8 protein-coding genes are annotated in these 11,297 nt (G+C 42.2%); 7 read left to right on the forward strand and 1 reads right to left on the reverse strand.

Annotation, left to right across the window (positions count from 1 at the left end):
- Nucleotides 1–108: 108 nt before the first annotated feature.
- Nucleotides 109–1,044, forward strand: a complete 936-nt coding sequence (locus I2I33_RS14240) for a toxin-antitoxin system YwqK family antitoxin (RefSeq protein WP_229128309.1) — start codon at nt 109–111, stop codon at nt 1,042–1,044.
- Nucleotides 1,045–1,177: 133 nt separating this feature from the next.
- On the opposite strand, the gene I2I33_RS14245 is transcribed toward I2I33_RS14240, so the two are convergent.
- Complete coding sequence (locus I2I33_RS14245) at nt 1,178–2,437, reverse strand: M23 family metallopeptidase (RefSeq protein ID WP_087419376.1); 1,260 nt, start codon at nt 2,435–2,437, stop codon at nt 1,178–1,180.
- A 463-nt stretch (nt 2,438–2,900) separates the two neighbouring features.
- Between I2I33_RS14245 and I2I33_RS14250 the strand changes: the two genes are divergently transcribed.
- The 6 genes from I2I33_RS14250 to I2I33_RS14275 all read left to right on the forward strand — a co-directional run bounded on the left by I2I33_RS14250 (nt 2,901) and on the right by I2I33_RS14275 (nt 11,266).
- A complete protein-coding gene (locus I2I33_RS14250) occupies nt 2,901–3,827 on the forward strand; it encodes an ABC transporter ATP-binding protein (RefSeq protein ID WP_087419776.1) in 927 nt (308 codons plus the stop codon).
- An 11-nt stretch (nt 3,828–3,838) separates the two neighbouring features.
- Nucleotides 3,839–6,142, forward strand: a complete 2,304-nt coding sequence (locus I2I33_RS14255) for a Gldg family protein (protein WP_087419377.1) — start codon at nt 3,839–3,841, stop codon at nt 6,140–6,142.
- A gap of 164 nt (nt 6,143–6,306) precedes the next feature.
- Nucleotides 6,307–7,641, forward strand: a complete 1,335-nt coding sequence (locus tag I2I33_RS14260) for a MutS-related protein (protein WP_087419378.1) — start codon at nt 6,307–6,309, stop codon at nt 7,639–7,641.
- Nucleotides 7,638–8,975, forward strand: coding sequence for a MutS-related protein (locus tag I2I33_RS14265; RefSeq protein ID WP_087419379.1), 1,338 nt, complete (start codon nt 7,638–7,640; stop codon nt 8,973–8,975). Before I2I33_RS14260 ends, I2I33_RS14265 begins: the two co-directional genes overlap by 4 nt.
- Before the next feature lie 153 nt (nt 8,976–9,128).
- On the forward strand, nt 9,129–9,680 hold the full coding sequence (locus tag I2I33_RS14270; RefSeq protein WP_087419380.1) for an RNA polymerase sigma-70 factor: 552 nt from the start codon (nt 9,129–9,131) through the stop codon (nt 9,678–9,680).
- A gap of 458 nt (nt 9,681–10,138) precedes the next feature.
- Nucleotides 10,139–11,266 (forward strand): FecR family protein, encoded by a 1,128-nt coding sequence (locus tag I2I33_RS14275; protein WP_162613684.1) that lies wholly within the window; start codon nt 10,139–10,141, stop codon nt 11,264–11,266.
- Nucleotides 11,267–11,297: the final 31 nt, after the last annotated feature.

The raw sequence follows: 11,297 nt of genomic DNA on the forward strand, positions 1-11,297 counted from the left end.
TAAGTGGGTCAGTTTCGGTTATAAAGGTGGGTCAGGTGATTTTTATAATAGTGGGTCAAGTGACTTTATATTTTCCATCAATGGAAGACTCCTATCCGGGAGAGAGCGATGGAGTTTAACGGTCACACGATTCATTATTTCCGATTAAAAGGTTTTTTCCAGCTTTTCTTCGGGGGGATGTTCGAACGATTTGAACGCCCTTATTATACATTTTTGGGTGATTATGTCGTTTTTAGTAATTCTCCTGCCACACTCGCCGAGATGATTAAAGAGTACGTGCTGGGAAACACATTGGAGAATGACGAGAAGCATACGCGTTTAAAAGGGCAGTTGGGAAGTCGGAAGAACGTGTTCGGTTACGTGCAGACGCCCAATACATACGAGTATTTATATGATTCTTTCAAGGCGGGTTCCCAAGAGAGTCTGGAGAAGAACAGAGGGGCATTTCTGAGTTTTGAAACGATCGGTTTCTCGTTATCCAAGGAGGGAGGAATTTTTGAGACTCAGATTATAGCGAATTATAATGATAAGGCTCCCGAGGAGTACAAAATGCGAGAGTTAAATCGTCAATTTGAGAATCAGGTAAACAAGATCGAGGCAGGTTTTTATTATCCCGTGATTCCCGATAGTATTGCGGTGAGTAATCAAGAGTATTACGAGTACAAGTCAGAACAGGCCATTTTCAAAGGGGCTCTGAAGGATGGAGAGCCGGATGGCGTGTGGTGCGTGTTTAATGTTGCGGGAAAGTTGCTCGGACAATTTCCGTATGGCGACGGAAAGATAGACGGGGTTGCACCGTTTTTTTACGAGAACGGGGATTTGTTGGCTCAGGTGACTTATAAGAACGGGGTGATTGCGGGCTATAAGGAGTTTTTTCCGGACGGGACACTTCGTACGGAGATCGTATATCGGAAAGGTGTACGACACGGCACGGCAAAGTTTTATTATAATACCGGGCATTTGTTCTGTGAAGGACGTTACAAGAACGGGCGACAGACCGGAAAATGGCGGTATTATAAAGTAACGGGGGAAAAACTTTATTAATTTTAGATTTTAAATTTTAGATTGAAAAATTTAATGATTTCGTGGTTAAGAAATCGTAGGTGAGGTCACTGAACTATGGAATCATAAATTTAGTGAGTTCCTCAATTTAAAATCTAAAATTTAAAATCTAGAATTATAGGGTTTGTTTTAAGATCTTCACGAGCGAGTCTCTCGTTTGAATGAAACGAGGCATATTTTCCGGTGAGATCGGTTCTTTGGGAGGTGAACTCATTTTTAACGGATTGATGGGAGTTCCATTTTTATATACCCGGAAATCCAAATGAGGGCCTGTTGCCAATCCTGTACTACCGACATAGCCGATAACATCACCTTGTTTCACCCGTTTGCCCGGTTGGATGCCTTTGGCAAATTTGGAAAGGTGCATGTAGGTTGTGGTATAGACGCTGTTGTGTTTGATGGTTACGTAGTTTCCACCACCGTTGGCTTGAAAGGCCTTTTTCACGACAACGCCGTCCCCGATGGTATGTACTTCTGTGCCTGTCGGGGCTGCATAGTCTACGCCATGATGTGCCCTGTATCTTTTTAGTACCGGATGGAACCGGTTATTGGAGAATCCCGAAGAAATACGGGAGTATTTTAAGGGAGCTTTTAAAAAGGTTTTTTGCAGGCTGTTTCCTTCTTCATCAAAATAGGCCAATTTTTCGTTTTGTTCAAAAGGAATGGCATAGAAGTCTTTACCGGAATTGGTGAAAATGGCAGCTTTCACGTTGAAGTCCTGCAAAGGTTTGTCTTCCACGTATGATTGTTCGTAAAGGACACGTACGGAATCACCTTTGGCTATGCCGTAGAAGTCGATGCTCCATGCGTAGATATCGGATAGCGTGACAGCGAGCATGGGGTCTGTTTGGGCATCAACCATGGCATTCCATAGATTGGAGTTTATAATAATATTGGCCGTTTTCTCTTTGGTCACGATGTCTTTTTTACCCACGTAAACATCTGCGGTTTCCTTGAAATCTATGACGACGTATTCCAAGGCATTTTTTTCGTAAATGAAAAATTCCGGGGTGCGAAGACTGTCTTGTGCCAAGAAAAGAGTGTAGTTTTGACCTCTTCTGATACTTCGTACGTCAAAGACGTCCTTGCAGCGTTGGGAGATTTCATGGATCTTGGCTGGTGATACCTTGTATTTGGAAAGGATTAGAGAGAGATTCTCATTTTTCCCCACGGTACCCTCTTCTATAATAAAGTTTTCATCAGGGATACCGTATTTGTAATGAATTTGTTGTTGTTCGGTCGTGTCAACAACTTCCTCTACCGCACTGGCTTCTAATATCGCCTCCTTGTTTCCTCTGTTGCTGGGCCAAAAAATAATAATACCTAATATAAGCCCTATGGTAGCCCAAATCCAAATCCATTTCGTTTTTTTCATCTTTTCCGTTTGATTCCTAATGTTCACTCAAAATCCGGGATGCAAGTTAGGGGATTCCTCTTGAAACTGCAACAAGGGAGGAATGTTTTTTTATCCACATGATTTTCAATGTGTGAAAAGATTCTTAATGTTGTTATTAATAAAAAGTTAAAGTCATTTTTTTAATATTACTCCTATTAGGATTTTACTATTTTTGACAAAACACAATATAAAAAAATGTTCCTGATTTTTTGGTGTGTATTTGTTTCTGAAGTGATGATGTAAAAGTTGAAAATGTTATTTTCTTCTGAAAATACAAAATGGTGATTAATGTAATTTGATGTAAAACAACTTGTTGATGAATTTGAATATCTTAAAGATTTCATAAAGTTGATTTTTGAATAACACTAAATTGTTTTTGGAACGTCTTTTTATAAAGTTTATACCTGTTGTTGTAGACAATATTAATTTTAATAACAAGTTTATGGAAGAGCCAATTGTAAAAGTCGAACATTTGTCACATCGTTACAGCATTCAATGGGCCGTAAGAGACATTAGTTTCGAGATTCCCCGGAGGGGGATATACGGGTTGCTAGGGTCTAACGGGGCCGGAAAGTCAACCACGATGAATATTATTAGTGGAGTTATCAAGCAAACCGAAGGGCAGGTTTTTATCAAGGGCATTGATGCCCGTAAGAGACCGGTTGATGCGAAACGTCATATCGGTTTTTTACCGCAGAAACCACCTTTGTATGGTGATTTGACGGTGGAAGAGTATTTGATTCATTGTGCAAGATTGCGTTGGGTAGCTGATAAGGATATTATCCCGGCGGTGGATGAGGTGCTGGCAAAATGTGGTATAACTCATTTCCGTAAACGTTTGATCAAGAATTTATCCGGTGGTTATCAGCAACGGGTTGGTATCGCACAGGCTATCGTTCATAAACCTGATCTGGTTATCTTTGACGAGCCGACAAACGGGTTGGACCCGAACCAGATTATGGAGATCCGTCACTTGATCCGTGATATTGCCAAGGATCGTACAGTGATTCTTTCCACTCATATTTTGACTGAGGTTCAAGCCGTTTGTGATCATATTTTGATGATCGAGGAAGGTAAGCTCGTGTTTATGGGAACGGTGGATGAATTTGATAATTATATTATCCCGAATTCTCTCTATGTTTCAATGATAGATCCCCCCGTTGCCGACGAGTTGGCAAAGATCGAGGGCGTTCTTGGTGTGGAAGAGTTAGGAAACCGGAATTTCCGTATTCGTTTCACAGAAGCACAGGAGGTTATTGACCAGATCGTGAAACTAAGCGCCGCTAACGATTGGCGTTTGTCTGAGGTTCGGGTGGAGAAGAGTTCCCTCGATAATATATTCGCAGAATTATCTAAGAAAGCACATTAAAAAATCGGGTTATGTTTAAAATGATATATAATATAGCGAGGACGGAATTGCAGATGTTGTTCTATTCTCCTGTGGCGTGGCTAATTTTAGTCGTATTTGGAGTACAATCGGGAATGCTTTTTGCCGACCAATTGGCCGGGCTTGTGAGTTCTCAAGAAATGGGATATGATATTCAAGGTTCCACGATTAGTATCTTTGCCAGCAGATGGGGGGGAGTTTTCACCACGATGCAGAATTACCTGTATTTCTATATTCCTCTGTTGACCATGAGTTTGGTAAGTAAGGAGTTGAGTAGCGGGTCTATTCGTTTGTTGTATTCTTCTCCGATTACGAATACCCAGATTATCGTGGGAAAATTCTTCTCCATGATGATTTACGGTCTTATCATGATTGGTATTTTATTCTTGATCACGCTTTGTAGCTGGGCAGTCGTTAAGGATTTTGAATTATCCATGGTTTTAACGGGGTTGTTGGGATTATACTTGTTGATCTGTGCTTACGCGGCTATCGGTATTTTCATGTCCAGTCTGACTTCTTATCAAATCGTGGCAGCTATCGGTACGTTTGCCGTGTTAATGGTATTAAGCATGATTGGTGGATGGTGGCAGGATTACGATTTTATTCGTGACGTGACTTACTGGTTGTCCATGCCCGGGCGAAGCGGAAAGTTTATTGCCGGTTTGATTTGTAGCGAGGATGTTCTTTATTTCGTTATCGTGGTTTGCCTTTTCTTGGCATTAACGATTATTCGTTTGAACTCGGTTCGTCAGAAAATTCGCTTCGTGATTACTTTAGGAAGAAATATCGGTGTTATTTTCTTAGCTTGTTTCTTGGGATATTTGTCTGCACTTCCGCAGATGAAACTTTACCATGATGCGACGTCAACGAAAATGAACACGTTGACCCCGAATAGCCAGGATATCGTGGCGAAGTTGGATGGTGGTATGACAATAACTACTTACATTAATGCTCTTGATCCGGGTGCATCTTGGTATGCTGCTCCTTATTTCCTGAAACCGGATATGGAGCGTTTCGAGCAATATTTACGTTTCAAACCGGATATGAAGTTGAAATACGTGTACTATTATGATACCACGGCGAACCCCATGCTGGACAGAAGATTCCCGAACGCAACACTTCGCGAGAAAATGGTGGAGGTTTGTAAGATCTACGGTTTGGATTCCAACAAGTTTATGGCTCCGGAGGAAATTCGAAAAATTATTGATTTGTCGGGAGAAAATAACACGTTCGTGCGTCAGATTGTTCGTGAAAATGGTGAAAAAGCATGGTTGAGAATATACAATGATATGCAACGTTTCCCGAGTGAAAAAGAGATTTCAGCCGCTTTCAAACGGATGGTGATGGATCTCCCGAAGGTCGGATTCGTGGAAGGCCACGGAGAACGTAGTTATTCTGGTGGTAAAGACCGTGATTATAGTGCGTTTGCTAATGATAAGGGTTTCCGTTACGCTTTGGAAAATCAAGGGTTTGATGTTGCAAAAGTTACGATGGATCAGCAAGTGCCTGAGGATATTAATATTATCGTGATTTCTGATATGCGGGAGTGGTTTACTCCGGAGCAGGAGGCTAATTTACAACAGTATATTGATCGGGGAGGTAATTTGTTCATCTTGGGAGAACCAAAACGTAGAGACGTGATGAATAATTTGTTTGCCAAGTTCGGTTACGAGATGACAACAGGTGTGCTGGTTAAGAGAGACACGAACCTGCAAGCTGACGTGATTCTTTCCTACCCGACGAAAGAGGCTGATAGTATTGCTTATGATTTTGGGGCAATGCGTAGTCGTCGTATGGTTATCACGACACCTAGTACCGCCGGATTGGAGCAAATTGCCGATAAGGGTTACACGGTGACGAATATGTTCAAAACTGACACGATCGGAGTTTGGAATGAATTGGAAACGACAGATTTTATTGATGATACCGTGCGTCTGAACCCGGCTATCGGTGAGGTCGAGAAGATCTATAATACCGTGGTTGCGTTGTCCAGAAAAGTGGGTAATAAGGAACAGAAAATTATTTTGACCGGTGATGCGGATTGTATCAGCAACGGGGAATTCGGACGAAGAGTTCCAGGAGTCCGGACTGCAAACTTCTCGTTAATTACCGGAAGTTTCTTCTGGATGTCGGATAACGAAGTGCCTATTGATGTGAGACGTCCTGCACTTCCGGATAATAAGGTGTACGTGGAAAAAACCGGAAGTAAGGTGATTAAATGGTCGTTCATGATCATATTGCCTCTATTGCTAGCGGGAATAGGTATCTTCTTGTGGATTCGTAGAAAAGGAAGATAAAAGATACTGAAGTTTATGATCGGGTGATCGCAAAATCACCCGATCATAAATTGTAATGGTATTAAAAAAGATTCTATAATTTAGAGAGTTAAGAGAATTAAAATATGTATATTTGTAAGGATGTGCATTTTTAATTTTCAATTTCAATTTTTAATTCATATAGGATGAGCTTTAAAATAGACAAACAGACGTTGGACGATCTGGCCATTTTCGGTAATAACCGGACGAAATCTGTTTATGATATTTTCAACCGAACCCGTACACGAGGAGGTGCGAAAATTCTTGAAGAGATGTTCTTGTATCCCCTATCGGATGCAGACCAGATAAACGAAAGAAGTGACGTGATTCGTTATTATCGTGATATCGAGGCCGAATTCCCGTTCCGAGGAGAGATTTTTGACACGATGGAATTCTACTTGGGTAACACGGACAGGCGTACACAGTTGATGACGCAGGATAACACGTTAGGACGGAAATTCAAGAATCTCGTTGGGACGGATACAGAGTATACCCAAATCCACAACGGGATTGTTTGTTGTATAGAGTTGTTGAACACGCTGGATGCCTTCTTGAAGAATTCGAAGGCGGATGCCGGTAACAAGACCATCGCGGAGTTGACGGCTAGTTTACGGGGGTTACTGGGTAACGAGAAGTGGTCCTGGTATGTTTCCGAGAAGGGAAAGAAGAAACTGGGTTACGAGCAGGCGGTAGTTTACGATCGGGTGTTGCGTTTCGAGGAACGGGATAAGCTAATGAAAATTTTGTATTACGTTTATTTGCTGGATGTTTACATGGCGGTGGCCAACGTGGCGAAAGAACGTGGTTTTGTTTTCGCGAAAGCTCACCCGAATGACAAGAACACGTTGGTTATGAAAGGGGCGTTTCATCCTTTCCTCACGAACCCTGTCGGTAACACGATCACGGTGGACGAGAATAGTAACGTGATTTTCTTGACGGGAGCGAACATGGCCGGGAAGTCGACTTTCATGAAGAGTTTTGGCATCACGGTTTTCTTGGCTCACGTGGGATTCCCTGTCCCCGCGAAGGAAATGGAATTTTCAGTTCAAAACGGGATGTTCACGACGATTAACTTACCGGATAACTTAAGTATGGGATATAGCCATTTTTATGCTGAGGTTTTGCGGGTGAAGAAGGTGGCACAACAAGTTCGGCAAACGCAACACCTGATCGTGGTGTTTGACGAGTTGTTCCGCGGTACAAACGTGAAAGATGCTTACGATGCGACAGTGGCGGTGACAGAGGCTTTTGCCGGAATCCGTAATTGCACGTTTATCATTTCGACTCATATTATAGAAGCGGGAGAGGTACTGAAAGAAAGGTGTGATAACATAAATTTCGTTTACTTGCCGACCAAGATGGAGGGAAGTAAGCCTGTTTATACCTACACGCTAGCTCCCGGTATCACGGATGATCGTCATGGTATGATGATCGTGAATAACGAACATATTATCGAAATCATTAAAAATGGAGAAGCATGAGTTTTGAGACAGATAAACAGACCCTGGATGACCTGAATCTTCTGGGGAAATACAAGAATAATTCCGTTTACAGTTTGTATGTCGGGACGATCACCCGGGGAGGTGAGCGCAAGATGGAGGACATGTTCCTGCACCCGTTGACAGACGCGAAGTCTATCAACGAGCGTTCAGCCGTGTTCCGTTATTTTAGAGATCATGATTTCGGTTTTCCTTTCGGGAAGGACGAGTTTGATGTCGTGGAACAATATATTGCCGGGGCTAGTGGAAAGCGTGCTTTTATGAACATGTTGCAAATTGCGCGGGCAAAAGCCATGTTTTACATCAGCCATGACCCGGAATTCGGGATTATCCGGGATCGTATCGTGACATCGATTGAATTTTTCCGGAAGGCCCGGACTTATTTTGACGAGTTGGGACGTGACGTTGCCGGGAATCCTTTCCAAAAGATCGCGGAGCGTGGAAAAGCTTTGTTGAGCGATAGCCGGGTGACGAAGTTGTTGGAGAATTCTCGTCGGGAGAATCCCGGTTTGATGGATATGATTTGTTTTGACCGGAATTTGCGGTGTGTTTCTCACAAGAATTTTAAGGAAGTGATCGAGTTATTGCAGGAGATTGACGTGAACGTGGTTGTAGGTAGCGTGGCCAGGGAGAGAAACTTCTGTTTTGCGGAGGCAGCTGATGACGGGGAGATCCTGGTTGCCATGAAGGGGTTGCACCATCCTCGTGTTGACGGGGCGATCTCTAACGACCTGGAGGTGACGGCCACGAAGAACGTGTTCTTCCTGACGGGTGCTAACATGGCTGGAAAGTCCACGTTGATGAAGTCATTCGGTATCGCGGTGTACCTGGCCCACATGGGCTTCCCCGTGGCAGCAACTTCCATGCAGTTCCGTATTCAAGATGGAATGTACACGTCTATTAACGTGCCGGATAATATTAACTTGGGTTACAGTCATTTCTACGCGGAGGTTCTTCGCGTGAAGAAGGTCGCTATCGAGGTGAGTCGTGACAAACGCTTGATCGTGATTTTCGACGAGTTGTTCAAGGGTACGAACGTGAAAGATGCTTTCGACGCGACACTGGCTGTCACGGAGGCGATTGCCGAGAGAAAGAATTGCGCGTTTATGGTTTCTACCCACATTATCGAGGTGGGACAGGAACTCGGGAAACGTTGTGATAACGTGACGTTCGAGTATCTCCCGACCGTGATGAAAGGTAAGTTGCCAACATATACTTACAAGTTGGAGCCGGGTATCACGAGTGATAAACACGGTATGATTATTATTAATAACGAGAAGATTATCGAGATTATTAAAGGAGAGGTTGCCTCTTAGTCTGATAAAGATTTCAGAATAATATATTGATCCCGGGAATAGTAATTGTTCCCGGGATATTTTTTTTTGTTCGCAATTATAAATTGATTTCTATTCGCTTTTTTACTTTTAATGTGATTATATTTGTGTTCGTCAAAACGTAATGCAAGATAGATGTTGAATGAAATTGAGGTTGGCTTGATCTGTTTATCAGAGAGAAAGAAGTTTAAAGAGGTGTACGAAGAGTATTTTACCGCTTTGAAGTATTTCGCCATGCGTTACGTGAAGGATGAGGAGGTGGCTTGTGATCTGTTGCAGGATGTTTTTGTCAAATTGTGGGAGAAGGGGGATCGGTTCGAGAACGAGATGCAATTGAAGACTTATCTGTACCGGGTTGTTCGGAATCATTGCCTGACTTATATTCGGGATACCCAAAGGAAAGAGAAACGTATGGAGGGTTTCGAGGTGGAAGAGACAGAGGAATCGTTCGTACACCAGATGATCGAGGCTGAGATTTACGCTTTGATAAATGATATTTTCGAGGAACTTCCGGATGCTTGTAGGAATGTTTATATGAAAAGCCTGGAAGGTAAGAGCCACAAGGAAATTGCGGAAGAATTGCATATCGCAATCACTACAATTAAAAAGCACAAGACGAACGCAAATAATTATTTAAGAGGACGGTTGAAGGATTTGCTACTTTCTGCCATATTCTGTGGAGTTTAATTATTTGTGCGTTGTATTTATTATGGATAGACTATTTGCCAAGAGACTTTTGTGCAATTTTGAGAACTTTTTGATGAAATTTTGTTACCAAAATTTTATGGGAGAGCGCTGATTTACTGTGAGGAAACCGGTACTGTTATCTGGTAGAGAGTATGATGTGGTTGATTATGAGCGGAAGAGTGGGTGTCGGGCCGTATGCCTTGGTGATCTGATTTTTTTTCACGCAATATATGTATATTTAAAGATTTAAGTGATTGATTTTTATGATCCTAGTTGTAATTTTGTCTTGATTTTTATCATAACATGATTTTTATTGAAAAAAAATCAGATTCGGAATACTACCTTTCATGCATTTTGGAGTTCTTAATATAGAAATAATTAAAAATGGATTTTCAAATAGGAAATAAGATACATCTGATAGCATGAATATGGATAGTAAGAGAATAGAAAAATTAATAATGAAAGCACTTTTGAAAGAGATTTCTGAAGGGGAGCGGTGTGAGTTGGATGGGTGGTTGAATGCTTCTGAACAAAACAGGAATTTTTTCGAGAGTTTGCATTCGGAGATGTATTTAAAGAAGGCGGTGGGAGATCATAATCGGCTATTGCGGGATGCGGGATGGAAACAAATAAAGAGAAAAACGGTGGAAGTGAGGTCTCGTAAGATTCGTTTGCAGGTGTATCGTGTTGCGGCGGCGATTATTTTCCCTTTAATGTTAGGAGGGTTTATTTGGTATATGATGGGTTCTGTGGAGAAACGGTCAGGATTACCTTTAGCACATCAAGAGATAAAGGTGGGAGGATCTAAAGCAGTGGTTACATTATCAACGGGAGAGCGGGTTGCACTTTTCGGTGACACTACGGTATGTATGAATGACGGGTTGTCCACGATGATTAATCAGCAGGATACGTTGAATTTCATGAAAAATAACGACGTGGTTGTAGCGGAAAATAGTTACACGGTTATTGAGATTCCGAGAGGTGGAGAATATATTGTTCGATTAGAAGACGGAACCGTGGTTTATTTGAATTCTGAGTCGGAATTGCGAATGCCCGTTCATTTCGGATCAGAAGAGAGACTGGTTTGGTTAAAAGGCGAAGCTTATTTCAGTGTTAAGCACGAGAACAAGCGTCGGTTTATTGTGAGAACGGATAGGGCTGATGTCTCGGTGTTAGGAACAGAGTTTGGAGTAAGGGCATACTCTGGCGAGAAAGAGTTCTTGACGACTTTGGTGAAGGGTAGAGTTGAGGTGAAGAGTGAAAATAACGTGCATCGTATTGTGCCGGGAGAACAAGCGAAAGTTGATAATACTGGAAATATAGCGGTTACGAAGGTGAATACGGATGAATTTGTCGCTTGGAAAGTGGGGCGGATCGTGTTCACGGACGCTCGTTTGGAGGATATCATGAACGAGTTGCAAAGGTGGTATGATTTCAACGTGTTTTACGCAAGTTCGGAACTCAAAGAATTGCGTTTCTCGATGGATATTGTGAAATACAAGGAGGTTTCGGAGATATTTGACCTGATGGAGAAGATTCGAAGAGTCTCTTTTGAGGTAAATGGGAATAATGTGATCTTAAAATAAAGAGAGTAGTACCGCAAATACCACTCTCTTA

It is taken from the genome of Butyricimonas sp. BSD2780061689_150309_C8 (assembly GCF_015560935.1).
Lineage (GTDB): Bacteria > Bacteroidota > Bacteroidia > Bacteroidales > Marinifilaceae > Butyricimonas > Butyricimonas paravirosa.

Coding starts and splice junctions, on each gene's coding strand:
- I2I33_RS14240 (WP_229128309.1), top strand. CDS start 109: ATGGAGTTTAACGGTCACACGATTCATTATTTCCGATTAAAAGGTTTT.
- I2I33_RS14270 (WP_087419380.1), top strand. CDS start 9,129: ATGTTGAATGAAATTGAGGTTGGCTTGATCTGTTTATCAGAGAGAAAG.
- I2I33_RS14260 (WP_087419378.1), top strand. CDS start 6,307: ATGAGCTTTAAAATAGACAAACAGACGTTGGACGATCTGGCCATTTTC.
- I2I33_RS14275 (WP_162613684.1), top strand. CDS start 10,139: ATGAAAGCACTTTTGAAAGAGATTTCTGAAGGGGAGCGGTGTGAGTTG.
- I2I33_RS14245 (WP_087419376.1), bottom strand. CDS start 2,437: ATGAAAAAAACGAAATGGATTTGGATTTGGGCTACCATAGGGCTTATA.
- I2I33_RS14265 (WP_087419379.1), top strand. CDS start 7,638: ATGAGTTTTGAGACAGATAAACAGACCCTGGATGACCTGAATCTTCTG.
- I2I33_RS14255 (WP_087419377.1), top strand. CDS start 3,839: ATGTTTAAAATGATATATAATATAGCGAGGACGGAATTGCAGATGTTG.
- I2I33_RS14250 (WP_087419776.1), top strand. CDS start 2,901: ATGGAAGAGCCAATTGTAAAAGTCGAACATTTGTCACATCGTTACAGC.